Origin of the sequence: Shouchella shacheensis, assembly GCF_001484965.1 — a bacterium.
Classification (GTDB): domain Bacteria; phylum Bacillota; class Bacilli; order Bacillales; family Bacillaceae_D; genus Shouchella; species Shouchella shacheensis.
Window position 1 is genome coordinate 1 of record NZ_KQ947393.1, and the last position, 23,435, is coordinate 23,435.

29 protein-coding genes and 1 pseudogene are annotated in these 23,435 nt (G+C 47.8%); 11 read left to right on the top strand and 19 right to left on the bottom strand.

Features of this window, described 5'->3' with window-relative positions; translation table 11 throughout:
* Positions 1–187: 187 nt before the first annotated feature.
* The gene (locus tag AVZ68_RS00005; protein WP_059102505.1) at positions 188–472 is read right to left on the bottom strand and encodes a hypothetical protein; all 285 of its coding nucleotides are present in this window, start codon (positions 470–472) and stop codon (positions 188–190) included.
* 195 nt (positions 473–667) lie between these two features.
* On the opposite strand from AVZ68_RS00005, the gene AVZ68_RS00010 reads away from it, so the two are divergent.
* The gene (locus tag AVZ68_RS00010) at positions 668–970 is read left to right on the top strand and encodes a MerR family transcriptional regulator (protein ID WP_059102506.1); all 303 of its coding nucleotides are present in this window, start codon (positions 668–670) and stop codon (positions 968–970) included.
* A 222-nt stretch (positions 971–1,192) separates the two neighbouring features.
* Positions 1,193–2,983 (top strand): S8 family peptidase, encoded by a 1,791-nt coding sequence (locus AVZ68_RS00015; protein ID WP_059102507.1) that lies wholly within the window; start codon positions 1,193–1,195, stop codon positions 2,981–2,983.
* Positions 2,984–3,033: 50 nt separating this feature from the next.
* On the opposite strand, the gene AVZ68_RS00020 is transcribed toward AVZ68_RS00015, so the two are convergent.
* Both AVZ68_RS00020 and AVZ68_RS00025 read right to left on the bottom strand, forming a co-directional pair.
* Positions 3,034–3,801: a DUF4097 family beta strand repeat-containing protein gene (locus tag AVZ68_RS00020; protein WP_059102508.1), complete on the bottom strand. Its 768-nt coding sequence runs from the start codon at positions 3,799–3,801 to the stop codon at positions 3,034–3,036.
* A gap of 70 nt (positions 3,802–3,871) precedes the next feature.
* Positions 3,872–4,120, bottom strand: a complete 249-nt coding sequence (locus tag AVZ68_RS00025; RefSeq protein ID WP_059102509.1) for a hypothetical protein — start codon at positions 4,118–4,120, stop codon at positions 3,872–3,874.
* 129 nt (positions 4,121–4,249) lie between these two features.
* Here AVZ68_RS00025 and cbpB point away from each other — a divergent pair, with 129 nt between their 5' ends.
* Positions 4,250–4,720, top strand: a complete 471-nt coding sequence (cbpB, locus tag AVZ68_RS00030; RefSeq protein WP_059102510.1) for a cyclic-di-AMP-binding protein CbpB — start codon at positions 4,250–4,252, stop codon at positions 4,718–4,720.
* Between the two features lie 44 nt (positions 4,721–4,764).
* Here the strand turns inward: cbpB and AVZ68_RS00035 are convergent, their stop codons facing one another.
* The 4 genes from AVZ68_RS00035 to AVZ68_RS00050 all read right to left on the bottom strand — a co-directional run bounded on the left by AVZ68_RS00035 (position 4,765) and on the right by AVZ68_RS00050 (position 7,610).
* On the bottom strand, positions 4,765–5,190 hold the full coding sequence (locus AVZ68_RS00035) for an SRPBCC family protein (RefSeq protein ID WP_059102511.1): 426 nt from the start codon (positions 5,188–5,190) through the stop codon (positions 4,765–4,767).
* A gap of 12 nt (positions 5,191–5,202) precedes the next feature.
* A complete protein-coding gene (locus AVZ68_RS00040) occupies positions 5,203–5,646 on the bottom strand; it encodes a YaaR family protein (protein WP_059102512.1) in 444 nt (147 codons plus the stop codon).
* A 377-nt stretch (positions 5,647–6,023) separates the two neighbouring features.
* Positions 6,024–7,151, bottom strand: a complete 1,128-nt coding sequence (locus tag AVZ68_RS00045) for a M20/M25/M40 family metallo-hydrolase (protein ID WP_059102887.1) — start codon at positions 7,149–7,151, stop codon at positions 6,024–6,026.
* 54 nt (positions 7,152–7,205) lie between these two features.
* The gene (locus AVZ68_RS00050) at positions 7,206–7,610 is read right to left on the bottom strand and encodes a VOC family protein (protein ID WP_059102513.1); all 405 of its coding nucleotides are present in this window, start codon (positions 7,608–7,610) and stop codon (positions 7,206–7,208) included.
* A gap of 110 nt (positions 7,611–7,720) precedes the next feature.
* Between AVZ68_RS00050 and prli42 the strand changes: the two genes are divergently transcribed.
* Complete coding sequence (prli42, locus tag AVZ68_RS20075) at positions 7,721–7,822, top strand: stressosome-associated protein Prli42 (protein WP_157404535.1); 102 nt, start codon at positions 7,721–7,723, stop codon at positions 7,820–7,822.
* A gap of 69 nt (positions 7,823–7,891) precedes the next feature.
* On the opposite strand, the gene AVZ68_RS00055 is transcribed toward prli42, so the two are convergent.
* From AVZ68_RS00055 to AVZ68_RS00075, 5 genes are all read right to left on the bottom strand, one after another.
* On the bottom strand, positions 7,892–8,422 hold the full coding sequence (locus tag AVZ68_RS00055; protein ID WP_059102514.1) for a L,D-transpeptidase: 531 nt from the start codon (positions 8,420–8,422) through the stop codon (positions 7,892–7,894).
* A 30-nt stretch (positions 8,423–8,452) separates the two neighbouring features.
* Positions 8,453–9,436: an aromatic acid exporter family protein gene (locus tag AVZ68_RS00060; RefSeq protein ID WP_082676246.1), complete on the bottom strand. Its 984-nt coding sequence runs from the start codon at positions 9,434–9,436 to the stop codon at positions 8,453–8,455.
* Between the two features lie 468 nt (positions 9,437–9,904).
* A complete protein-coding gene (locus AVZ68_RS00065; RefSeq protein WP_059102516.1) occupies positions 9,905–10,099 on the bottom strand; it encodes a hypothetical protein in 195 nt (64 codons plus the stop codon).
* Between the two features lie 213 nt (positions 10,100–10,312).
* Entirely contained in the window at positions 10,313–12,133 is a 1,821-nt protein-coding gene (locus AVZ68_RS00070; RefSeq protein ID WP_059102517.1) for a BCCT family transporter, read from the bottom strand.
* Between the two features lie 220 nt (positions 12,134–12,353).
* The gene (locus tag AVZ68_RS00075; RefSeq protein ID WP_437182663.1) at positions 12,354–13,646 is read right to left on the bottom strand and encodes an NCS2 family permease; all 1,293 of its coding nucleotides are present in this window, start codon (positions 13,644–13,646) and stop codon (positions 12,354–12,356) included.
* Between the two features lie 166 nt (positions 13,647–13,812).
* Between AVZ68_RS00075 and msrA the strand changes: the two genes are divergently transcribed.
* Both msrA and msrB read left to right on the top strand, forming a co-directional pair.
* The gene (msrA, locus tag AVZ68_RS00080; RefSeq protein ID WP_059102519.1) at positions 13,813–14,346 is read left to right on the top strand and encodes a peptide-methionine (S)-S-oxide reductase MsrA; all 534 of its coding nucleotides are present in this window, start codon (positions 13,813–13,815) and stop codon (positions 14,344–14,346) included.
* On the top strand, positions 14,347–14,778 hold the full coding sequence (msrB, locus tag AVZ68_RS00085; protein ID WP_059102520.1) for a peptide-methionine (R)-S-oxide reductase MsrB: 432 nt from the start codon (positions 14,347–14,349) through the stop codon (positions 14,776–14,778). It begins immediately after the preceding gene.
* Positions 14,779–14,817: 39 nt separating this feature from the next.
* Here msrB and AVZ68_RS00090 read toward each other — a convergent pair whose 3' ends face one another.
* Positions 14,818–15,024 carry a hypothetical protein gene (locus AVZ68_RS00090; protein WP_157404536.1) on the bottom strand — a complete coding sequence of 69 codons (207 nt, stop codon included), beginning with the start codon at positions 15,022–15,024 and terminating at the stop codon, positions 14,818–14,820.
* A 103-nt stretch (positions 15,025–15,127) separates the two neighbouring features.
* Between AVZ68_RS00090 and fumC the strand changes: the two genes are divergently transcribed.
* Entirely contained in the window at positions 15,128–16,513 is a 1,386-nt protein-coding gene (gene fumC, locus AVZ68_RS00095; protein ID WP_059102522.1) for a class II fumarate hydratase, read from the top strand.
* 213 nt (positions 16,514–16,726) lie between these two features.
* On the opposite strand, the gene AVZ68_RS00100 is transcribed toward fumC, so the two are convergent.
* Together AVZ68_RS00100 and AVZ68_RS00105 are read right to left on the bottom strand one after the other, a co-directional pair.
* Entirely contained in the window at positions 16,727–18,220 is a 1,494-nt protein-coding gene (locus AVZ68_RS00100; RefSeq protein WP_245628025.1) for an LVIVD repeat-containing protein, read from the bottom strand.
* A gap of 495 nt (positions 18,221–18,715) precedes the next feature.
* Positions 18,716–18,928 carry a helix-turn-helix transcriptional regulator gene (locus tag AVZ68_RS00105; RefSeq protein ID WP_059102523.1) on the bottom strand — a complete coding sequence of 71 codons (213 nt, stop codon included), beginning with the start codon at positions 18,926–18,928 and terminating at the stop codon, positions 18,716–18,718.
* 161 nt (positions 18,929–19,089) lie between these two features.
* On the opposite strand from AVZ68_RS00105, the gene AVZ68_RS00110 reads away from it, so the two are divergent.
* On the top strand, positions 19,090–19,383 hold the full coding sequence (locus AVZ68_RS00110; protein WP_059102524.1) for a helix-turn-helix domain-containing protein: 294 nt from the start codon (positions 19,090–19,092) through the stop codon (positions 19,381–19,383).
* Here the strand turns inward: AVZ68_RS00110 and AVZ68_RS00115 are convergent.
* Positions 19,380–19,571, bottom strand: a complete 192-nt coding sequence (locus AVZ68_RS00115; protein ID WP_059102525.1) for a hypothetical protein — start codon at positions 19,569–19,571, stop codon at positions 19,380–19,382. The genes AVZ68_RS00110 and AVZ68_RS00115 overlap by 4 nt on opposite strands.
* Before the next feature lie 495 nt (positions 19,572–20,066).
* Between AVZ68_RS00115 and AVZ68_RS00120 the strand changes: the two genes are divergently transcribed.
* From AVZ68_RS00120 to AVZ68_RS00130, 3 genes are read left to right on the top strand one after another with little or no spacing between them, the layout of a single operon-like run.
* On the top strand, positions 20,067–20,798 hold the full coding sequence (locus tag AVZ68_RS00120) for an alpha/beta hydrolase (RefSeq protein ID WP_059102526.1): 732 nt from the start codon (positions 20,067–20,069) through the stop codon (positions 20,796–20,798).
* Positions 20,799–20,818: 20 nt separating this feature from the next.
* Complete coding sequence (locus AVZ68_RS00125; protein WP_059102527.1) at positions 20,819–21,337, top strand: YjcG family protein; 519 nt, start codon at positions 20,819–20,821, stop codon at positions 21,335–21,337.
* Positions 21,338–21,339: 2 nt separating this feature from the next.
* Positions 21,340–21,771, top strand: a complete 432-nt coding sequence (locus AVZ68_RS00130; RefSeq protein WP_059102528.1) for a GNAT family N-acetyltransferase — start codon at positions 21,340–21,342, stop codon at positions 21,769–21,771.
* A 25-nt stretch (positions 21,772–21,796) separates the two neighbouring features.
* On the opposite strand, the gene AVZ68_RS20985 is transcribed toward AVZ68_RS00130, so the two are convergent.
* The 3 genes and pseudogenes from AVZ68_RS20985 to AVZ68_RS00140 all read right to left on the bottom strand — a co-directional run bounded on the left by AVZ68_RS20985 (position 21,797) and on the right by AVZ68_RS00140 (position 23,435).
* Positions 21,797–22,108 (bottom strand): MTH1187 family thiamine-binding protein, encoded by a 312-nt coding sequence (locus tag AVZ68_RS20985; RefSeq protein WP_059102888.1) that lies wholly within the window; start codon positions 22,106–22,108, stop codon positions 21,797–21,799.
* Positions 22,109–22,240: 132 nt separating this feature from the next.
* A pseudogene (locus tag AVZ68_RS20990) lies at positions 22,241–22,858 on the bottom strand (DUF1385 domain-containing protein); the annotation flags it as partial.
* The gene (locus tag AVZ68_RS00140) at positions 22,848–23,435 is read right to left on the bottom strand and encodes a hypothetical protein (protein WP_059102529.1); all 588 of its coding nucleotides are present in this window, start codon (positions 23,433–23,435) and stop codon (positions 22,848–22,850) included. The pseudogene AVZ68_RS20990 and the gene AVZ68_RS00140, both read right to left, overlap by 11 nt.

Here is a 23,435-nt window from a genome sequence, read left to right on the forward strand (position 1 = left end):
TTGCCCTTAACACGATTGAAGAGGGAGTCTTCTGTCGGAAAATGATAAAATTCCGAACTTCTACCCACCGGAGACAGCCATATGAAAGGAGTTAAGGTCGCTGACCCTGTCGGAGAAATCCGAACAAGCAGTGATAATCCGGACCAGACGAGAGGGTCAACAATGTTTTTAAACTCCAAAAGTTGAGTTATGAGAACAGCGCCAACCACAATGGCTTTTGTTCAGGTGCAAAAGCCTCGGTGGTACAGACGGATTCTGCTTCGAATCCTGAATCATGTGCGGTTCCAAGACTTGTCTCTGAAACATTGTTCGTAAAACCTGCATCGTCAAAACAAGACGGCGCGCTGTATGCGTTTAGCGTAAAATCAATAATGACTCGTTCCTCAGCATCTGCCTCGTCTTCCACTTGAATAATAAATCCAGTGCTAATAATAAGCACGACAACAATCAATGCGATCCAGCTTTGTTTCATTTTTTATTCGCTTCCTTCCATGTTCGTCCAGATGACCTTCTCTTTAGTGTATAAGGCAAGCTCTGCAGTCGGCAACCCTTAATTTTCGTTCCTGTTCCGAAAAGAAAGTAAGATTATCTCACATCTTCATGTACGCACTTTAAAATCATGTGATATATTGTTACATAAACCTACAAGGCAATGAGGTGGAGTGGAGTGTCTTACAAAGACAAAAAAGTGATTACAATCGGAGTCGTCAGTGAACTCACCGGGTTGTCAGAGAGAAAAATACGCTATTATGAAGAACGAAAGCTCCTCTTTCCAGACCGTTCTAAGGGAGGCACACGTAAGTATTCGTTTTTAGATGTTGAACGCCTCGTTGATATTGCCAACAAAATGGAAGATGGCATGCAGACATTTGAAATTCGCAAAATGGAACAAAAAGCAATGAAAAAAGAAGAAGTGCGAAATCGGATGCTTAGAGGGCAGCTTAATGCAGCGTTTAATATGCGCAAGTAGAAAAGGCACGGACCTATTTGTAACAACAAATCGGCCTTTTTGTGTGTTATATTCCCGTTCGGGTTACGCCTCTGCTCCTCGTTTCGCCGGATTCGCTCGCGTCAGAACCTCGATCGCTGTTCCAAAATCTTCTTCCCTCAATTCTCATTTTTTTGCATGAGTTTTTCCTCTAATAAGCCACACTAACGATATTGAGACACTCGAACGGAGGGAACGTACATCATGAACAAAATGAGCAAACGAGTACTCGCTATTCTTATTCCAGTGCTTCTTATCGGTTTGGTCCTTACCGTCCTCCCTAAGGAGACATCCGCGCCAGATGAGGGACCCACCACTTCTTTGCATCATCATCCAGAACCACTTTCCCTTCAAGCGAAGGACAAGCTCGTGGCCGAGGATTTGGCAAGAACGACGACGTTGTTTATATCCACTCTTTCCGAACAGCTTAAAGCTTGGGGCGAGGACCATGATGGGAATTTGACCGAGGAATTCGCAAGTGAACTTGAGGAGCACCCACATATTACCGGATTTGCGCTTATGGACGGGGATGAGATGATACAAAAGGCAGGGTCAATTACAAAGGTAGACCGAAGCTTCCTTGTCAACCAGCATGAACAAAGCCTTTTTTCCAACCCGTACGAGAAAAACGATAAGCAAATGCTTTTAATGGCGGAGTCAATGGACGATGGCAAGATGGTCGTTGGGGAAATTGATTTAAGCTTTGTTCAATCCTATGTGACTGAGATGGCTGCGATTTCCGATAGCGGTGGAACCTTCTTTGTCTCGGGAGAGCAGCCACACATTAATTGGGAGACAACGTCTGATTTGCCTGAAGCGATTGAAAGGGAGACCGTTCCGGGGCTTGGATGGGACATCTTCGTTCAGTCCGAGGAACAACCCCCGGGTCCAGCCTTTAAAAATCATCAAGCGGTTGTGAAGCTGCAAGAACCTGAGAAGATTGGCGCCTTGCTCGCTGACCATGCAGGACTGACTCTCCTGTCAACTAACAAGCCTTACTTTGTTGTGGCGAGCCATAATCTGGAAGCCGAGGCACTCGCAGACGCCCTTTCTGAAGATGAACGCGTGCTTCTCGCTGAACCCAATTACCACTTTCATAACCAACTCATCACGGACAATGAGGAGGTGGCGCCCAATGACGAGTTCTATGACCACCAATGGAATCTTGAACAGATGGAAATCGAACCAGGCTGGAATCTTGCGGATGGCGAAGACACAACGATCGCCATTGTAGACACTGGCGTCGATCCTGCTCATAAAGATCTTGCCGACAAGATTGTCGATGGCTATAATGCTATTGATGATTCTGATGACTTCCAGGACGAGAACGGTCACGGCACGCATGTTGCAGGCATTGCCGCAGCGATGACAAACAATGTAGAAGGCATTGCTGGTGTTTCGTGGGCAAGCAAAATTATGCCGATCAAAGTCTTAGACGATAAAGGGGAAGGATCTTCCTTCTCTGTGGCAAGAGGCATTTACTGGGCTGTCGACCACGGGGCAGATGTTATTAACATGAGCCTCGGTGATTATTATCACTCGGAAGCGCTCTACGATGCCATTGTCTATGCACACGATCATGACGTGATCCTCATCACCGCTTCTGGCAATGACAACGTCAGCGATCCAATGTTTCCAGCAGTCTATCCAGAAGTCTTGACGGTTGCTGCGGTTGACGATATGCGAAACCGCGCCTTCTTTTCAAACTTCGGCATTCATATTGACGTCTCTGCACCAGGGGAGCACATTCCTAGCTCTTACTTGGACAACCAGTATGTGATCCTCTCCGGCACATCGATGGCCTCTCCTCATGCGGCCGGACTGGCAGCCCTCGTTCGCTCGCTTGAACCAGAGCTTTCCAATGAGGATGTGCTCAATTTGATTTGTGCCACCTCTTCGGAGCTTGGCCTAGAGGGCCATGATCCTTACTATGGCTTTGGAGAAATCGATGTAGAAAACACGCTCAAGCTGCTACAGGAGGATATGGAGGAATAATCTTTTAGAGAAAAAGGGGCTGTCCCATATGAGACAGCCCTTCAGTCGGTTTAGGAACGATCGACGTCGCCCGTCACGTTCTCCACCGCGACCTCCTCTGACTGTGTTTTGAGTTTGACGTCTCCGTTAATATCCAGCAGGTTCACAGCCCCACTCACGTTTTGCACGGAGGCTGACCCGTCGTATTGCTCTATGGCGATATCCGCCTCTCCCATCACAAGCGTTGCAGCACCTCCGGACTCACGCAACGAAAGCGAGCCACTCGTTTTGTGAACGTCAAGCGTCCCTTCGATCTGCTGAATCGTCGCCATTCCTGACCCTCCATCTGTAAAAGAAAGGGCTCCATTCAGGTTGGCTACCTCTGTGTCTCCCGAGCCGTGATAAAGCGTGACGCCCCCATCGACATCTTCAATCGTCAATCGACCCGAGCGATGCTCCACATCAACCGCGAGTGAAGCAGGCATAACGATTTCTACATCTATTCTGCCTTTTCTCGCCTCTTGCCCTTGACGAACCTCAGATATAACGACAATTTGGTCGCCTTCTTGCTCCATGTCGAAAACCATCTGTTCCTCACCGTAGCGAACCGCTTCTTCTTCATCCTTCGCCGTGGCACTCGACGTGGCCCTCGCCTGCACAGAGGTGACCTCATCGCTCCCCGTGATCGTCACACGGCCTTGGTCATGCTTTACCCTCAGCTCGTCTATGCCCTCCGCGGAGACTTCCATTTCCTCTTCGTACTCGTATGTAACCATATTACACGCAGCAAGCATGAACAACATAGCCGCGAGAACGGTTCCTTTTGCCCATCGTTTCATCCCATTTCCCCCCTCTTACTCCCTCTATAGTTTAGAGGGGAATGGTCAAAAGAAGCAAGCGATTCCTGATCTACGCCTCTAGCCTTCGTCTAAAGGGAAGGATGACTGCCGGCGGTTGCTCGTGGTGTCTATATTCTGTGGTGTAGCCTTCCTTCTCTCTTTTTAAAAACGTTTTCTTGCGAATCGGTCGTGGGGCTGACCAAGCAACAGAATCGAGGTTCTGCCAGCTGTCGTGGGTGATGTACTCCTGCTTATAATAGTAAGAGCGGCCACTTGGATAGAACTCACAGATGTATCTAACCGTTTGTTTTGTATGCATGAGCACACCCTCCTTTACCCGTAGTATGAACCGATAGTCTTCCTGATATAACTTGAACTCCTCTATGGCTTTCTTGACAGACGCTTTCAACACCTAGTAGGATAAAGAGGCATAGACTGATTCGGCCGCATGAAAATACTCAAAAAAGAAGTGATTCCTTTGTTCGATACGTTGAAAAATCGCTCCATATCTGACGATGACATTGCCAATTTGATTATTCCATCTGACAAAGTCGCACATGTCCAGCTGAACAACCCGCTTGAGCATGCCCTACTCGTCCTTATTAAATCCGGCTACACAGCAATTCCTGTTCTAGATTCTTCCTTTAAGCTTGCTGGGACCATCAGCAAGTCACTCATCCTTGACTCTCTCCTTGGCGTGGAGAATTTTGAGCTTGATCGCCTGTCTGAAAAAAAAGTAGCCGAAGCCATGGATGTCAATGCCCCTTGCATTTCGCCAGACGCCACATTCTCCAAAGCGCTCTCACTCTCCATCAATCATCCATTTCTATGCGTTGTCGACCATGAGCAAGCCTTCAACGGCATTTTAACGCGTAGGTCCATCCTTGCCCTCATCAGCAAACACCTTCATCAACACTAGAGAAGTGAGTACAGGCCACAAAGATCAACCATCTTCTGGCCTGTCTACTTTTCGTCATCAAAGAGCCTTTGAATTTGAGTTTTTCTCGCTTTAAACATGGTTTTCAAGCCACGTTCTATCAAACGAGCAGGCAGCTTAGAACGAAATGCAATTTCATCTGTGAGGACGATCTCTTCTCCCTCCCTGCGAAAACGATGCGTATGCTTCCAGTAGGAAAAGGGAAACGGAGGTTTTTTTGCTTCATCCGTAAAGAAGTAAGGCGCTCGCACGTCTGTAATCACTGAACTCCATTGAATGCGGAAAAGCAGGAGGTGAATACGAACGTTGACTTCCTCTTCCTCTTTCACTTGAACGGAGACCTTCGGAAAAGATTGCACCGCCTCCAAATTTGTCGGATCTGAAAAGAAATCCCACACTTGCTTCATAGATGCCTGAATTCTCGTTTCATATGAAAACACAAATGTATCCAATCGTCTCCCCCCTTACAAATACAGTTGAACGAGCATTCCTTTTAACTCCCCTATCTGTTCGAGAAGCTCAAGCTCGCTTTTTTGCTCGTCAAACACGTTCTCGGTTAAGGATAATAGCTCTTTATCCACCGTTTGAATCAGCGTGTATGGCTTATATCGTCCATCTCTGAAGCTTCCCGCCTTATCATCAAGCTTCAGTCCGAGCGTCACCGCTTCGTCCATGCAGCGCTTCACCATTTGTTTAAACGCATGCAAGTCCGCCGCGGTGCGTTTGCTCGCTAGACGCTTTCCCTGTTCTTCTAATGCGGACAGGTTTGCCTTTTGCTCCTCTCGCTTTGTGAGCTGTAAGGAGTGATTCATCGCCTCTCGGAACGTTGATGATGCTTGCGGCGCTATCGCCTTTGCCTTCGTCACCATCACAGGGTTCCCGCTCTGTCTCATACGATCTACGTCCACGGCTCTTCTCCTCCTTGACCTGATGCTTTCTCATTTTTCAAGATTCGTTTGAAACTTGCCTAATGTTCGGGTATTATGAGAGTATGTTACATTGATTCGTTTATGGAGGTGTTGACCGTGATTAATGATTCGCATTTATCCAACTCACACACTGTCTATCAATCTTGTATGGAGCAAGTAATCATGTGTCTATACGCGTATCACCGCGAACACCAAAGAGCTCCAACGATCCCAGAAATATCTGTCCGAACGGGCGTGCCCGAAGAATTAATTTTAGAAAGTATGGAATTCAGCCAAAAATAGCGTCTGCCAGCCAACCACGCGCGGCTATAAGCCGCGCGTGGTGAGTGATGAGAGCCCAGCAACATCTTCTACCGTCAGTTTCCCACTTGCGATGCCTGATCCACAATCGCCACAATCGCTTGCGCTGCTTTTTCCAGTTCAGCGATGGCGATCCGCTCGTTGGTCGTATGGATCTGCTCGTACCCAATCGCCAAATTGATCGTCGGGATGCCAAGCCCAGCGATAATATTTGCATCGCTGCCCCCGCCACTTGCACTTAGTGACGTCTTTAAACCAAGCGCGTGAAAAGCGTGTATCGCTGTCTGCACGACTTTTGCTTGCTCGCTTTCCTTATAGCCCGAATAGACCAAGTCGACGTCTACCTCGCAACTTGTCTTCATTTCCGCTGCTGCCGACTCAAATCCTTTTTTCATCGCTTCCACTTGCTTTGTGAGCTTGTCCCGTTCGAGAGACCGAGCCTCTGCCGTAATTTCCACATAATCACAAACAATGTTGGTTTGTGTCCCACCTTCAAAGCGACCGATATTCGCCGTTGTTTCGGAATCAATGCGTCCAAGCGGCATTTTCGAGACGGCTTTGGAAGCAACGGAAATCGCTGATATTCCTTTTTCAGGTTCAACACCAGCATGTGCCGTTTTCCCATAGACCTTCGCTTTCAGCTTTGCCTGAGCAGGGGCTGCCACAATCATGGCGCCCACGGAACCGTCACTGTCCAGCGCATAGCCATAATCGGCGACGATGCGCTCGCGCTCCAGCTGCTTTGCGCCTACAAGACCTGATTCTTCTCCGACTGTGATGATAAACTGAACCGTGCCATGCTCACGTTTCTCTTCATTAATCGTTCGAATCGCTTCAAGCATAGCAGCAATCCCCGCTTTGTCATCTGCGCCAAGGATCGTCCGTCCATCCGATGAAATATACGTTTCATCCAACTGCGGCTCTACCGCTTTGCCTGGAACGACTGTATCCATATGCGAGGTAAAATAAATCGCGTCTGCCCTCTCCTTTGTTCCTTTCCATGTGCAAATCAAGTTGCCGGCCCCGTGTCCGGTCGCCTCTGCGGCTCGGTCTTCATAGACGTCAAGGCCAAGGCTTGTGAACTTCTCTTTGAGAACGGCGGCAATTTCAGACTCAAACCCTGTCTCCGAGTCGATCTTTACAAGTTCAACAAATTCATCGATTAATCGTTGCCTATTCACTATTATCACTCCATTCTTCATCCACTTATTCTATCTCAAAAAACGGATGAAATCACGTTAGTCGCTGCTTTCACTTTCACAAAGTTCGATGAGCACTCCTCCTGAGAACGAAGGATGGATAAAGGCAACGGCGCGTCCGTGACTACCTAAAACAGCCTCGTCTGTTGTAAACCTGAGCCCTTGCTTGCTCAAAGCGGCCATTGTTTGCTTCAAGTTCTTCGTGGCATAAGCGAGGTGATGCAGCCCCTCTCCATACTTCTGCAAAAACCGCCACAGCGCTTTGTTCGACGGCAGCGGTTCAATCAGCTCAATCGAACAGCGAGAAGCTTGAAGAAATGTTGCACGAATGCCATGATCTCGCAACACAAACATCTCTGTCGCTTGTGCTTGAAACCGTTGTTCATACTTTGCGGTAGTGGTCTTTAAACAGGGAGAGGCAAACGCAATATGATCCAATTTCAATTCGTTCCCTCCAATAACTGTCAGAATTCCCCGAATGACCCCCCTTGTCCTGCGGTTCATTTTTATGTAAACTACTAAGAAGAAGTACTCAGGAGCGGGGAGGGGTATGCATGCCGCGCAAAATGCAGCGTGTGATTGTCTATATCATGATTGGAACAATTGTTCTTAGTGGAATCATGATGGGCTTTGTTGGCTTAGGTAGCGGGCTTTAAAAGGACTTTCCGAGAAACAAACCAGGTTGACGTGTCGTCAGCCTGGTTTTTCTAGTTCCGGAGTGGCGCTCACTCCTCGCCCAGAGAGTGTTCCTCCAAAAAGCCCGCTTCCAGACCTAGCGTCTTAAATGACTTCTCACTATTAACCACCAGTACTTTGGAGCCTATATCAACACGGTCGTATAAACGCTCCACGGTTGCGTTCGCTAACCTGATGCAGCCGGCAGAAGCCGAATAGCCGATCGAGCCGGGCCGATTTGTGCCATGCAACCCAAATGTTCGCCCGTCGGTTCCGTTGGCATCAAACCCAATCCACCTTGTCCCCAGTGGGTTCTTAGGATCCCCGCCGGCGATGTCCTTCTTTCTATAATACGGTTGTTCAGCCTTCACCACCACCGTAAATAAACCATCCGGCGTCTCATCCCCCTTTTTCCCTGTCGCCACCGGGTGCACTTCAGCGATATGTCCCGACTCAATCAATGCCAGTTGGTTGGTTTTCACATTGACAATAATCGTTGCTTCGTCCATCTGAAACTCATCAGGAAGGGGATACGAGGTAGTGAGCATGAGCAAAACCGTAAGCAAAAGTGAAAGACGCATCCTATAGGCTCTCCTTTTATAATGATACGTCTAGCTTTCGCTTGTTTGCCGCGTCTTATCCTTTTTGTTTGCCCACAACCGTTCCTTGACATGGAGGTATTGCTCAAATTCATGCATCATGTAATAAAGCGAAGAGCGCACTTCAAATTCCGTTCTTGTTGTAGGAAGAGGCATCTGCCTGAATTCTTCACGCATTTCCTCGAGCCTAAGCAAAAAATACGGGACAGAATTCGTTGGACTTACAGCGGTCGAAAGCTCCTCTAAGAAATCAGCCACCGACTTGCTTTGCGTCACCGCCTTACTCATTCGAGCCAAATAAGGCATCAGCCGCTCAATGATCTCAAGCTGTTTTTCACGCATGTGAAAGTAATGATAGTAGTGGTCTTCTTCGCGCAGCAAATGGTTGTTCAACGATCGCAACGCAAGGGCTTTGCCTCTCTTCAACTGATCATCCAGCTCCGGAATTTCCTCGCCGCTCCAGTCGCTTTCCCCGTTTCGAATAAAAACAGAGAGCTCCCTGAGAATGACTTGCATTTTTTCCTCAATGTCCTTTCGATACTGGCGCAAATCCCTTTCTACCGATGGCATATACAAGTTCATCAAGAGGGCCGTCCCAATACCAATCAAGATCAGTTGCAGTTCGTTCAGGAAAAAATGGACGGAAACGCCTCCTACCACGTATAAATGAAGGACAATCACAGAACTCGTCACAATCCCCTCTTTGGCACCAAGGGGAAGAACTGCAGGAATAAAACAGAGAATGAATAAGCCGAGCGAAAGCGGATGGTACCCAAAGATCTCAAAAATAATCGCGCTAAGCACTAACCCGACCATACAGGCCACAAATCGAGCCCAGGAAACACGCATTGAGTTTTTGCGTGTCACAGAAATGCAGAGAATGGCAATGATAGCAGCAGAGCTAGCGAACTCCAGCCCCATCCACTCAGCTACTGCAATAGCGATCGTAGCCCCTACCGCTGTTTTTAATGTTCGATATCCAATTTTAAATGGCATTCGCATTGTTTTCCAATTCTCCATAGTTTTCCTAAGTATAGCATGAACGCAAACAACCGAAAAGCAGAGGCGCCCTGCTCACGAGCGACAAGTTCTGGAGCGACGGCAGATCAAGTCCGAACTTGACTTGAACTGGCGGCGTGAAGAAACCTCGAGCGAGTGGGCGCCGGAGCTAGACAAACCGAAAAGCGCAGGCGGGTTGGTCAGAAGCGAGGATTTTGGAAGGCCTGACAAAAGAAATCCGATTTTAGATTTCGTTGTCAGGACTGAAAAATCTCGAGCTTCTACCCGCCGGAGCTAGACAATACCGAAAAGCAAAGACGGGTTGAACAGAAGCGCGAATTTTGGAAGGCCTGGACTAGAAATCCCGGTTTTGGATTTCGGGCCAGGACTGAAAAATCTCGACGCTTCTACCCGCCGGAGCTAGACAAAAAAAACGAACGACTAGTGTCGTTCGTTTTTTTGACGTTACATGTCGCCGTCGTCATCCATTTCACCATCGTCCATTTCATCGTCATACATTTCATCGTCCATTCCGCCGTCCTCTTCCGTCGGCGCTGTTGGCTCACCCGGTTCATCCATCTCGCCTTCTCCGCCACATGCCGCGAGAACACCTACACTCATCATACCAGCCATCGTTGAATACAGCAGTTTCTTTTTCATGTGAAACGCCTCCTTCTTAAGATTAGGATCTTTCTTACTCTATGGAATACCCTCTGAGCCTTGAGGAAAACATCCAACGCTTTATTTTAACAATTTTTGAGATTCTGCAAGGTTTTCATAGATTTTACGATGTCAGGACGAAATACTCGAGCTTCGATCCGCTGGAGGGGTAAATAAAGGAGACCCCACACCTCAGTGCAGGATCTCCCTCCGTTACTTACGGTCTTTGCGATCCTCTTCATCTTTCTTAGAATCGCTTACCTTTTCGTAACCATCCTCTTGCAGCTCACTTCGGACTTCTTCGTAGATTTCATCACGAAGCTCTTCTTTAAACTCATCGTAGACATTTTCACGAATCTCATCTTTGAACTCTTCATAGGTATTCCCGCGAAGGTCTCCTTTAATTTCTTCAGAGACTTCGTCTTTTAACTCGGCATACATGTCTTCACGTATTTCTTCTTTAATAGAGCTAATACGACGTGTATTCCGCTTCCTGCGCTCAAACTGAAAATCGCGCGACATCATGATAAAGACGGATAGGACCATGAACAAGAGAATAAATGAAAAGGGGAGAGCCGCTGTAATCGCTGCTGTTTGCAAGGCATCTAGTCCCCCGCTCCCACTACTTAACAGCAAGACTCCTGCCGTACCTGCAATCAGCGCCCCCCACAACACCTTGAGCTTAAATGCCGGATTGTCATTCCCAAAGTCCGTCATTGTTCCAAGCACGAATGTTGCCGAATCGGCTGAGGTGATGAAAAAGATAAAAATCACAATAAGACCGAGTATGCTCATAATCGTTGTCATTGGCAAATGGCCGAGCATCGCAAACAACGCGACTTCCTCATTCGTTTGGGCCACATTGGTAATCGAAGAAATGCCTTGTTCCAACTCAAAGTTCAAGGCGGTTCCCCCGAAGATCGAAAACCAAATCAATGCGAGCGCTGTGGGCACAAGCAAGACCCCAGCCATAAATTCCCGCACCGTTCTCCCTTTGGAAATGCGCGCAATAAACATGCCCACAAAAGGGGACCACGACATATGCCAAGCCCAAAAGAAAATCGTGTTCCCTGCTAACCAGTCTCCGTTATTAAACGTTTCTGTCCCCGTCGCCATCGATACAAAGTTTGAGACATACCCACCCAGTGTGTGCACGATGCTATTTAACACATAAAGCGTCGGTCCAAAAAATAACACAAACATCATAAGAATCAAGGCAAGGGTGAGATTGAGGTTTGTCAGCCGTTTAATTCCCTTCTCGATCCCAACAAGTGCTGATAAGATAAACAGCACCCCTACAACAGCAATAATAACAAGCTGGGTCCAAATGTTGTTTGGGATAGGACTAATATAGGAAAGCCCCCCTGAGATTTGCATTGCACTTAGCCCAAATGTCGTGGCGACACCGGCACAAGTCGCAATAACCGCTAAGATGTCAATGCCTCGCCCTGCCCAGCCATTTACCTGGTTCCCAAGCAACGGATAAAACGCGGAGCTAATGAGCGCCGGGCGGTTTTTTCGATACATCACATACGCAAGCGTCAGACCCACCACTGAAAACACGCCCCACGCGTGTAATCCCCAGTGGTAGACAGCATAGCGAAGGCCGGCTTCTGCCGCGTCTCGCGTCTCGGCCGTGTATTCTGGAGGAGGGTTTAAATAGTTCAACACCGGTTCTGCCACACCAAAGAAAACAAAACCAACGCCAATACCAGCAGCAAATAGCATCCCAATCCAAGATATGTAGGAAAACTCTGGCTCATCCTCTTTCTTCCCAAGCTTCAACCTGCCAAAAGGGGAGAGAATTAAAATAAAGCCAAATAACACAAAAAAGCTCAAAAGAAGCATGTAAAACCAACCAAACCGCTCGGTAATCCAATTTAGAGCCGAGCCAGAGGCAGTTCCTAGCGTGTCTGGGGAGACTGCTCCCCAGAGGACGAATAGCCCCATGAACGTCGCAGAAATAACAAGGACGGGATTCAACGCTTTGTTTTTTGTCGTTTCTTTCATAGATTGCTTCTGTCTTTTCCGCATCCTTCGCGCTCCTATTAAAAGACAGAGTTGCCCTTCTTTCCATATCACTTAGGAGAGTGCGTATTCTTAAAGATAACGATTCGAAGAGACAAACAGGTGAATAAGCCAGCTTCTTTTCCCGTTCATTATCAAACATTATTCAGCTCCGTGACTTCCCTGTCAACCCTATACTATGCAAAAAAGAGTCGTTCTATCCTCTCTACAGTGTATTCTCTTTCGCTTAGAACCCAAACGCCGTCAGCAAAAGGTGGATCAAAAACAGGAACCCAATCATGTACATCGCTGCAGCAACTTCTTTTTTCTTGCCGGCAAAAATGTGAAGAAGGGGATAGGCGACAAAACCAAACGCAATCCCGTCGGCAATCGAGTGTGTCAGCGGAATCAACGCCACGGTGAGGTAAGCAGGAAACCAGCTGAGGATGGACTCAAAGGAGATATTTCCCAAGGACCTCACCATCATTCCACCTACGATCAAAAGCACCGGTGCAATCGCACTGTCGGGAATCTGAGAGACAAGCGGCAACGCAAAGATTGTTAAAGCAAACAAGACCCCCGTCGTTAGTGAAGACAGCCCCGTTCTGCCTCCAGCTGAAATTCCTGCGGCCGTTTCCGCAGTGGCGATCGTCGGACTCGTACCAAACAAGCCGGAGCTCATCGCTGAAGCAGCACTTGCTTGAAGCGCCCGTTTCATTTTCTCATGCCGCTTCAAATCCGTCACATAACCGGAAATCAGTCCAATATTTTCAAAGGTAAGCACCATAGTCATCGCAAACACAGAGGTCCAAAAGGCAACTGTCCAGACATTGGTAAACGCCATTTGCCAGAACACGTCCCCGTACCCGCTAAAGGACAGGTTCACCGTTTCTTGCGCCGTCCCTACTCCAAGAATGTTTCCAATAAAGACGCCACAAACGATCGCCCAAAGAAAGTGACCTGGGACGTTGCGAACATACAGCCAGATCGCCAACGCAAACGTAAGTAGCGAAGCGAAGGGGAGCGGTTCCGAAAGCGTAGACAGCTGTACAAACGTATCTGGATTCGCTTCAATTAACCCTCCCTTTTCTAGACCAATAAAGGCAAGAAAAAATCCAATTCCCGCCGTAACCGCATGCTTCATCACATCCGGGATCGCGCGATTCAGCAGATCGGCAAGCTTTGTGAACGACACCACCGTAAAGAGAAACCCCGCAATGAAGACGACCGCGAGCGCCTCCTGCCAGTGCATCCCCGCTCCGTGCACAAAGGTAAACGTGAACATCGCGTTTAACCCCATCGCCGGCATGAGGATTATCGGTGCATTGGCATGAAACGCCATGATGAGACAGCCTACAAACGACGTTATAATGGTGGCCATGATCGCCCCTTCAAGAGGAAGGCCGGCATCCGCCAAAATCGCACTATTGACAGCGACAATATACACCGCTGTTAAAAACGCAATCACTCCAGAGGTGACTTCCTGTTTCACAGAAGTTCCGTGATTCTGAAGTCGGAAATACTGTTTTATATGTTCCACTTTTTTCACACTTTCAAACTAGCCCTCACCCACCCGGTGCTTTCGCACCATCACACATCGTAGCACAGCTCTTCACAGAACGAAAGCACGGCATTAAGCAGATGATAGGAACTCCCACGTGCGGGCATGTTATACTAGAAATACGCATCTTAGAAAGGGTGAGAGTATGGCGACACACAAGTTGGCTACGTTCGCAGGCGGATGTTTTTGGTGTATGGTCAAGCCATTTGACTCCTATGACGGGATTGAATCCGTGGTTTCCGGCTACACGGGCGGCCACACCGAGAACCCCACGTACAAAGAAGTGTGTAGCGAAACCACCGGCCATTTTGAAGCCGTTCAAATTACGTACGATCCTTCCGTCTTTCCTTATAGCAAGCTGCTAGAAACATTCTGGCAGCAGATTGACCCTACCGATCCCGGCGGGCAGTTTCACGATCGAGGCGACTCGTATCGCACAGCCATTTTCTACCACGACGAAGAACAGCGTAAAGAGGCCGAAGCCAGCAAGCAAAAATTGGAAGAAAGCAATCGCTTTGACAAACCCATCGTCACCCTCATTTTGCCGGCAGCTCCCTTTTATCCGGCAGAGGACTACCATCAAGATTATTATCAAAAGAACCCGTTCCACTATACGATGTACCGAAAAGGATCTGGCCGAGAAGCCTTTATACAAAACCACTGGAAGGAGTCGATCTAAATGGCTGAAAACAAAGACGCCCTCAAAAAAAAGCTCACGTCCATGCAGTATCATGTCACACAAGAAAACGGAACCGAACCTCCTTTTAAAAATGAGTACTATGACAATACCGAGGAAGGCATTTACGTCGATGTCGTCTCCGGAAAGCCGCTTTTTTCTTCTACGGACCAATACGACGCCGGGTGCGGCTGGCCGAGCTTCACGAAACCAATCGTCGACGAAGAAGTGCTGGAAAAAGAAGACCGCAGCCACTTCATGGTCCGCACGGAGGTTCGCAGCAAAGAAGCCGACTCCCACCTCGGCCACGTCTTCCCAGACGGCCCGGGCCCAGATGGCCTGCGCTACTGCATCAACTCCGCAGCCCTGAAGTTTATCCCGAAAGAGAAGCTTGCAGAGGAAGGGTATGAGGTTTACGAGAAGCTGTTTGACTAATGACTGAACACTTGAGGCATGATGCCTCAAGTGTTTCTTTTATTGATTTTGGTTCATGCTAAATTCTCGTTCAACCGTTCCGAGTCCTTCACACACATCCGCACTTTTTTCACGCACATCCCTCTCACGCATATCCGAGCCCTTCTTACGTACATCCGCCCCCCTCTCCCCCGCATCCGCGGGCTTCTCACGCACATCCATGCCTTCTCGTGCACACCCGAGACTCGTCGCCATTGATTTCGACATTCCCCTAAGAAAACCGTGTTCTTTCAACATTTTTCAATTGAGCTTTCCGAGGAATCTGGTATGATTAAAAAGGATACTATTTTGCTTTAAAAGGATGATGAAAATGGAAACGCGTACAGAGCGAGATACGATTGGTGAAATTGAAGTTCCAGCGGATCGCTATTGGGGAGCGCAAACACAGCGTAGCCTTGAGAACTTTAAAATTGGGACTGAAAAGATTCCAGTAGAAGTCGTACATGCCTTTGCTCAGCTGAAAAAAGCAGCAGCGGTTGTCAACGGTTCTTTGAAAGGACTTGACAAGAAAAAGGTCGAGGCGATTTCACATGCCGCCGATCGCGTGACTAGTGGCGAAATTGATGACCACTTCCCTCTTGTGGTTTGGCAAACGGGGAGCGGGACACAATCGAATATGAACATGAATGAAGTGCTTGCTTATCTAGGGACGGCTTACTTAAAAGAACAAGGCAGCGACCTCACTATCCACCCAAATGATGACGTCAATCATTCTCAAAGCTCAAACGACACCTTCCCTACGGCAATGCACGTAGCGACGGTCGTTTACGCTGAAAAGGAACTTTTGCCAGCGATTCGTCGTTTTAAAGGAACGCTTGAGGAGAAAGAAAACGCATTCCAAGACGTCGTGAAAATTGGGCGCACACATCTACAAGACGCTACTCCTCTGACATTCGGTCAAGAGATTAGTGGTTGGAAGCATATGCTCGCTACGTGTGAGACGATGATCAGCGAATCGCTTGAGCATGTTCGAGCGCTCACCATCGGCGGCACAGCTGTCGGGACAGGCCTCAACGCTCCGATCGGCTTCAGCGAAGAAGTGTCCAAGCAACTTTCCGAACAAACCGGTGCGACGTTTAAAGCGTCGAAGAACCACTTCCATGGCCTGACAAGTCATGATGAGCTTGTCCATTTTCATGGCGCTCTCAAAGGACTGGCTGCTGATGCCTTTAAAATCGCGAACGACATTCGCCTACTCGCAAGCGGTCCGCGCTGTGGAATTGGAGAAGTCCTGATTCCTGCCAACGAGCCAGGAAGCTCGATTATGCCGGGCAAGGTTAACCCTACGCAAAGCGAGGCGCTGACTATGGTGGCTGCTCAGGTGCTAGGCAATGACGCCACGGTCGGGTTCGCAGCAACGCAAGGACATTTTCAACTCAACGTGTTTAAGCCGGTGATCGTTTATAATGTGCTTCAATCAATGCGCTTGCTTGCGGACGGGCTGAACAACTTCCACGACAAATGCTTGATTGGGCTGGAAGCAGATGAAGAAAAAATGACGCAAAGCTTGAACGAGTCCTTGATGCTTGTGACGGCACTGAACCCGCATATCGGCTATGAGAATGCGGCAACGATTGCGAAGAAGGCTCATGCGGAGAATACGACGCTAAAGGAAGCAGCAATTGAATTCGGGCTGCTAACGGAAGAGCAATTTGACGAGTATGTCATACCAAAGGAAATGATCTCACCAAAATAAACTCAGGGGAGAGACTCGAATCCCACAAAAGAGAAGTGGTGTCGCCCTAGAAGACTAGGGCAACCCAACCGATTCATTATACATTGGGAAGTCCTACAGAAGATCAACCTCAAAAAAGCCATCGCCTGCTGTTTGTTATTAGTCTGCCACAGGCGATGGTTTTCATATATAGCATTACGGCAAGTTGTCAGCCATGCCATTTAAAACGTTACATTAATCCAAATTAGCTGTGTTAGCATTGTTTCCAGGAGGATTAACCCAATCCGGTGGACCACCTCTGCCTGGTGGTTTCACCCCACTTGGTGGGCCTCCCCCTCTTTTTGCCTCTACCACTTTCAAGCCTTGCCCCATATCAGAACCAAGGATGTAATTTTTGTGCAAAAACACCCCCCAAACGTTGGCAGATTCAGGAACATAGGACGCCATTTCCTTCGGATGATGAGGGTTGGTGATATCTACCATGCGAATACCGTCCGAGTAATGAGACAGATACAACGTGTTGCCTCTTACTTTCGGGTCGTGAACTGTGTAAGTGCCTGGCAAACGCTCATCAGGATCAATTTGTTCCGCTGAATTTTCCGTTTTGAAATCACTGATTAGTTTCGGATTGCTTTTATCCTTAATGTCATAGATGCGTGTATATCCCCAACCGCGTTCAAATTCCTCATCGGCCGGATCGGGATTGAATACTTCGCGTGTCTCAATTAAGATGTTTCCCCCTCGTGCGAGTGCGGCGGAGTGCGCTGCTCCTTGCACGTGACGCTCATAACTTGTGTTCCCTACAACCTCAGGATTTTCGGGATCACTGATATCCATGATAACTGTGCCAAGGTCCCAATAAGAGATGTAGGCGTATTTCCCTGATGGATCAGTAATCACACTGTGGGCAAAAGCGGTTCTGTTAGCCCCTTCATCATCCGTATAATTTAGACCATTGAAGTCTTCAGCATCGATTAACTCACGGGGATCCCAGTTGTACAATTCCTCAGGATTGGTGGGATCGCTGACATCGACGATGGAGAAGTCATGAAAGTCTCCCTCCGTATAGTAATCCGCGTAAATGTTTGCTGTAAGTAATAGTGCACGATTTCCCTGGGTTGTTAGATACAATTCATGTGTACCGGTAGCAACTTCTTCAGGCAGTGCGTAGTATCCCAGTTTTTGCGGCTCTTCAGGGTTGGTAACATCATATAGAACCGTCCCGCTTTGTTTTGTTTCATCCTGCGTGTACTTTTGAACGCTGACTACAGCCAGATCTCCCTGGAAATGAGGTGTATCGACACTCTTTACAATCACTTTCTCTTGCCAGGTACCAGGGATGTCATTGGCAAATACAGCCACTTCTTCAGGGTTTTCGGGGTCACTCATGTCAAACACCCGTACCCCTTCATTAGATCGGGCTCCTACGTGAGTTCCCAAGTAGGCGTAATCTTTATAAGCATACACATCAGCGGTCGTTACAGGAACTCCTTTAACTTCTTCCAATTCAACGGCCGCCTTTTCTTCCAGTTCAGCAATTTGTCCATTATTCGGTTTCACTTCCATTTTTGCTACTCCGCCAAAATTAGCTGGACCAGCCTCTACAGGTTTTGATAAACCTTTGGCATGTTCTTCAGGTCCAAGGTTACAGGCATAAGCAATAGGCGCACTGAACATCAAAGCCGCTAGTGAACCAACAACAAAAACACTCTTTAACGTTTTTTTCACCCAACCTTTCCCCTTTCAATCGTTATTAGACTGCAGCATGTAGACGCTTGTCCCAGTCTTCCCTTCATGATACATAGTGAAGGTAAGATTTAAAATGGTAAAAATTCAGTATTTTTATACCCGAAATATATTTTTTACGGTTATATAAACCCATTACTTTAGATTTATTTCAGGCAAGACGAAAAGAAAAACTTCAATGTCTTGGTTGTTTCGTGTTTATAAGGGTTTCACGGTGAGCTTAAAGCATCATCTACTTCGTAACCGTTTGTCATGTTTATGGCACTAAGGGGTTGACCAAAGGTGGGACACCCCTTAGTGTTTTTCCATTCAGTTAACGGGAGTCAAGATAGAAGAATCAAACATAAGGAGGTTGCATTCATGGATGTTTTTTCGCTTTCGCTGTATCTCACCTTCATCCCTGTTGGCGACTAATGATCATCATCGTCGTTAACATGAACAAATCCCGCAGTCCTGAGAAATAGCCGACGTTTGACATTAACCTAAGTTGCTAAGTTTATAGCGGGTGGCAGTGAACAATTCCTCACGCTTCGTATCATATAGCGTGGCGATTTTCTCTGCCAAATCTGAGCTCACATGCCGTTTTCCAGACTCAATCTGTGACATATACCCCGTTGAAATTCCCACTTGCTTGGCTGCTGCCTCTAGGCTGTACCCGTGTTGCTGTCGTAAGATTCGAATTTCATTCATGGTTACTCCTCCTTATGTTGGGCGTACTGACGTTCTATTATTCATTTTACTACGCATATTGCGTAAATAGCAATTCTTTTTGCGTATTTGAGCGAAATTTTACAAAATGAAAAGTATAATAACCGCATGAACGCTTTTCTAAGAAAGGATGAGCAGCGGTTATGTTTGCTACCCGGTTAAAAGAATGTCGCATTCAACGTGGACTGACGATGAAAGAGCTTGGGGAGGCCCTCAACATGTCCCCCTCCACCATTTCTGGTTATGAAACGGGCAACCGAATGCCCGACTTAAGTAGTTTAAAACAACTGGCAGACTATTTTCATGTAAGTACCGATTATTTAATTGGCCGGGCCCCCAAGAACAAGCAACCTTTCCTCTACGAAGAAACGATGTCCGATGAAGAACTTGAATTTCTAAGAGAATCCTTAGCGGCGTTCCGAAAGCACCGCCGCTAGAGTACCTCATCGTACGTATAGCGAACCACATACTTGTCCGTTCGCAACTTTTTCACTTCAACGAGTGGCCCAATTTCATAGCCATGTTGCCAGTTGTCCTCAAGCTTCGCCTTTAGGCAGCCTGCTTGAAATTTCGAACGAAATACTTCCTTATAGTATACCCAATGGGGCTTATACCTCTTTTTCATTTTAATATGAGCTAGCAGAGACTCGTGACTTCCGTCATGAGAGGGGCCAGCCTACTCTTCCTTTCTTTTTTGAATTTGAATCCTGTTTTCTTAAAGCCGAACATTGTGCTGCCAGCCAAAGGCCTTTCGATCTCAAATCATCCCTCCTGCCGACTATACTGTTGAAGCGGTTCCATTTCATCCTTATTCTCTGTTTTAGGCAAGCATCCATTCTTTCGACGTCGGCTTACATGTAGAAGAAGCTTACGCCCGTCGATCTCTGCGATGCTCTTCCATTTCCTCCACATTCGGCCAGCCTTTTCTCATGCCTGTCCCACAACAGTAGTTAGACTTCCCTTCTGCCTTTATTTTATCACAAGCCGAGACTACTCTCATCCTCTTTTTGACAGTAGTTTTCATTTGCTCCTCACTTGAAGAACAAACGAAGGTGGGAGAGGAAACATGGATGTGATAAAATAGAGAAAATAGGCAGTTTGTATAGAAAGGACGTTGGAAATGGCTGGACTAGAAGGAACTCTTTCTGAGCTTACAATTGAAAGCTCTTATTTAAAAGACACGATCAAACTTTCGGTCTACAAACCGGCAAACTATACGCCTTTAAAGAGCTATAGCCTCCTTGTTTGTCAGGACGGAAGCGATTATTTTCAACTCGGGCGCATCCCGCGCCAAGCAGAAGCACTCATAGAAGAGATGGAAATGCGAGAGTCTATCATTGTTGGCGTTCCTTATCCTGACGTCCAGACGCGCAAAACGTGGTATCATCCAGATAGCGAGCACGCAAGCGATTACCGACGATTCCTCGCTTGTGAACTTCTCCCTTTTCTGGAGAAGGAATTACCGACGGAACCACTCAGTAACGGACGCACACTTGCCGGGGACTCCCTTGCAGCTACGGTTTCCTTGCAAACAGCACTGGAATACCCAAGCTTGTTTGGTCAAGTGATCATGCATTCGCCGTATGTCAATGAAACGGTGAAGAGCGCCGTTCAATCGTACAATAAAAACGATTCATTGACGATCTACCATGTCATTGGCACAGAAGAAACCGTCGTCAAGACCACGGACGGAAGCAAAGAAGACTTCCTAACTCCGAACCGGGAGCTAAGAGCATTATTGGAAGAGACTCATTTCTCATACACCTACCACGAGTTTGAGGGAAACCATACATGGACGCATTGGCAAAAGGATTTGCCACGAGCGCTTAAGACCGTGCTGCCGTACGCGTAAAACGAAAAGGAGGCCTTTTTATGAACTACGGAATCGTATTATTTCCTTCAAAAGCAATGCAGGATGAGGCGAACGGCTACAGACGCCGATATGATGCACATTACGCAACGATCGAACCACATATTACTTTGAAAGAAAAGTTTGAAGTAAGTGATGACGCATTGCCGCGTATCGTACAAGCGATTCGTCAAGTAGCAAGCGACCACACACCGGTGCCCATTGACGTTTACAAGATTGATTCTTTTTACCCGTTATCAACGACCATTTTCTATAAAATTCGTGAAAACGAGGCATTAGTGTCGCTATATGAGGCTCTTCATAGGGAGCCATTCCCCACTGAACGGGAACACCGGGCGTTTATCCCTCACTTAACGATCGCCCAAAAGTTGACGCAGGATGAGCACGCGGATGTTGTCGGACAGCTAAAGATGAGTGACGTTGCACATAGCGAAACGATTGATCGAATGCACCTTTTGTACCAGCTAGAGAATGGGTCGTGGACCGTATATGAAACGTTCCTGCTTAAAGGAGAGAGCTGAACATGCACGCTGTCGTGGTCTCCAATGAAAAAGAGCGGAAGGATGCGTTTTCTGTCCGTCAACACGTTTTTGTAGAGGAGCAAGAGGTACCTCTCTCCCTCGAGCAGGACGCTTTTGACGCGACGGCAACTCATCTAGTGCTTTATGAGGGGGAAGTGCCGATTGGCGCGGGAAGGATCCGCTCTCTTGAGGGCTATGGAAAAATTGAGCGCGTCTGTGTCCTCGCTACCGCGCGCCATCAAGGGGCGGGACGAGCACTCATGGAAGCGATTGAAGCGGCTGCGTCCAGGAGTCACTCCTCTTGCAAACTAAACGCCCAGACCCACGCTGCTCGGTTTTATACAAAGCTTGGCTACGAAGTTGTCTCAGAGCCATTTCTTGATGCTGGAATTCCCCATGTAACGATGGTGAAAACGCTAAAAAACTCGACCTGAGGAGGTCGAGTTTTTCTTGCTCTATTTAGCTATTCTCCAGTTTCTTTTGCACGGAGGCCCGTTTCCCTTTCATTGTTGAAGCTTTGTCACGACGATCGTCAATACGAATAGTCGTCGCCACTCGCTCAGCCCCCTCTTCAAAAGGAACTTCGTGAATGGTTGCAATGACATCTAGCAGTGTCGATAGCTCTGCTTCAATGAGCGTGCTCATTGGCGTCATCTCATACGTCATCGTCCCCTCATAGGCCTCCAGCACTTTTTGTATGCGTGCTACATAAGCACTAACACTCGGGGAATTGGTGCCCACAGGGATAATTGTCACATCGGCAATCGCCATTTTCTTCCTCTCCTTTTTTACGAAGTCGAGACGCTTATGAACAAGCCTTTTGGAAAAGACCGCATAGCCAAGCTGGCGATACGAAGCTACTGCCGCAAGCAAATGCTTCCGGTCAGGCTCAGCGGTCGTCACATGACGCTGCAACCAAAACGATACGCGCAGCAAAAAACGATCCAGGCTTCTCCACCTCCCACTACGGCGAAATGGCCCGTATAAACCAACGGGAATGAGCGCCGCATACGACCCGATCGAAAGGGCCCAGCTCAGACCTTCCCTCGCTAGCAACAGCACAGCCGTCAGGCAGAGCACGCTAAGAAAATAGACAACGACAACGTTGGTTGAACAACCGCGGTTGGTGATCGCCGCTTGCTGGATGGCGCGTAGCCGCTCTTTTTTTACTCGCCCCTTCACGCTGAACACTTTATGTTCCGCTCCGTGAAACTGTTTGAGCGTGTGAGGAAATAGAAAATGTGTGCCAAACAACAAGTAAAATAGGCTATAGAAAGGGAGCCCGTCCCACGGAATCGGCAAAAATGGAGGAAGAACAATCGCTAGAATGACAGCGACAATCATCGCATTGAACCAAAGCGGAGCGGTCTTCGCCACAACCCAAAAAGCTTCGGCAAATGTCCCCCCACTAACGGGCTTGACCCACTCGTTGAGCTCTTCTTTATGATAGTAAGCACAAGCCAGATGGCCTTTTCCCATGAAAAAGACGCCGCCATTAAAAGACATTCCTCTAACGAACATGTTCTTCGCTAAGCGGCTCTGTTCGCACCCAATGGCTTACACCGGTCGCTTCGCCGAATTTCGGTGCCTCAAAGCGAGCATCTTCAAGGGTTAGTTCGCTATGGTTCGTCCACGTATGCAGCATGCTTACAGTGATTTCGTCATAGCTTGCGACCGAGTCAGGAACGAAGAGCTCAATTTTCCCTGTCGTTCCGTAGCTTTCATATTCATCTAACTCGGTCGGATACGCAAAAATAATGCCATTAGGAACAACCGTCCCACTATCTTCATGAATCACTTCTTCTCCCCTGTAAAGTTCTAAAGAACCGGAAGCAAGGGTGTCATCTTCGCTTATAGGAAACTCAACCCCGATGTAGTCTGTGCCATAAGCCCCTTCCTCAGGCAACTGGGGCCAGTTCCATTCAACGGTAAGTTGGGCACCGTCGTTTTCCACCTCGACAGCGGTGGACCACTCCATCTCTTCTTTCAACTGTTCGTTTGTCAACGTATCTTCTTGATTCAGATAATAAAAACCGCTTGCACCGATGACCACCATTAGTATCACAGGCAATATGAAAACCACCGCATGTTTTTTCAC

Coding starts and splice junctions, on each gene's coding strand:
- AVZ68_RS00125 (WP_059102527.1), top strand. CDS start 20,819: ATGAACTACGGAATCGTATTATTTCCTTCAAAAGCAATGCAGGATGAG.
- AVZ68_RS00070 (WP_059102517.1), bottom strand. CDS start 12,133: ATGCGGAAAAGACAGAAGCAATCTATGAAAGAAACGACAAAAAACAAA.
- AVZ68_RS20985 (WP_059102888.1), bottom strand. CDS start 22,108: ATGGCGATTGCCGATGTGACAATTATCCCTGTGGGCACCAATTCCCCG.
- prli42 (WP_157404535.1), top strand. CDS start 7,721: ATGCCGCGCAAAATGCAGCGTGTGATTGTCTATATCATGATTGGAACA.
- AVZ68_RS00065 (WP_059102516.1), bottom strand. CDS start 10,099: ATGAAAAAGAAACTGCTGTATTCAACGATGGCTGGTATGATGAGTGTA.
- AVZ68_RS00090 (WP_157404536.1), bottom strand. CDS start 15,024: ATGTCGAAATCAATGGCGACGAGTCTCGGGTGTGCACGAGAAGGCATG.
- AVZ68_RS00115 (WP_059102525.1), bottom strand. CDS start 19,571: ATGAAAAAGAGGTATAAGCCCCATTGGGTATACTATAAGGAAGTATTT.
- fumC (WP_059102522.1), top strand. CDS start 15,128: ATGGAAACGCGTACAGAGCGAGATACGATTGGTGAAATTGAAGTTCCA.
- AVZ68_RS00015 (WP_059102507.1), top strand. CDS start 1,193: ATGAACAAAATGAGCAAACGAGTACTCGCTATTCTTATTCCAGTGCTT.
- AVZ68_RS00105 (WP_059102523.1), bottom strand. CDS start 18,928: ATGAATGAAATTCGAATCTTACGACAGCAACACGGGTACAGCCTAGAG.
- msrA (WP_059102519.1), top strand. CDS start 13,813: ATGGCGACACACAAGTTGGCTACGTTCGCAGGCGGATGTTTTTGGTGT.
- cbpB (WP_059102510.1), top strand. CDS start 4,250: ATGAAAATACTCAAAAAAGAAGTGATTCCTTTGTTCGATACGTTGAAA.
- AVZ68_RS00120 (WP_059102526.1), top strand. CDS start 20,067: ATGGCTGGACTAGAAGGAACTCTTTCTGAGCTTACAATTGAAAGCTCT.
- AVZ68_RS00020 (WP_059102508.1), bottom strand. CDS start 3,801: ATGAAACGATGGGCAAAAGGAACCGTTCTCGCGGCTATGTTGTTCATG.
- AVZ68_RS00130 (WP_059102528.1), top strand. CDS start 21,340: ATGCACGCTGTCGTGGTCTCCAATGAAAAAGAGCGGAAGGATGCGTTT.
- AVZ68_RS00005 (WP_059102505.1), bottom strand. CDS start 472: ATGAAACAAAGCTGGATCGCATTGATTGTTGTCGTGCTTATTATTAGC.
- AVZ68_RS00025 (WP_059102509.1), bottom strand. CDS start 4,120: ATGCATACAAAACAAACGGTTAGATACATCTGTGAGTTCTATCCAAGT.
- AVZ68_RS00055 (WP_059102514.1), bottom strand. CDS start 8,422: ATGCGTCTTTCACTTTTGCTTACGGTTTTGCTCATGCTCACTACCTCG.
- AVZ68_RS00110 (WP_059102524.1), top strand. CDS start 19,090: ATGTTTGCTACCCGGTTAAAAGAATGTCGCATTCAACGTGGACTGACG.
- msrB (WP_059102520.1), top strand. CDS start 14,347: ATGGCTGAAAACAAAGACGCCCTCAAAAAAAAGCTCACGTCCATGCAG.
- AVZ68_RS00060 (WP_082676246.1), bottom strand. CDS start 9,436: ATGCCATTTAAAATTGGATATCGAACATTAAAAACAGCGGTAGGGGCT.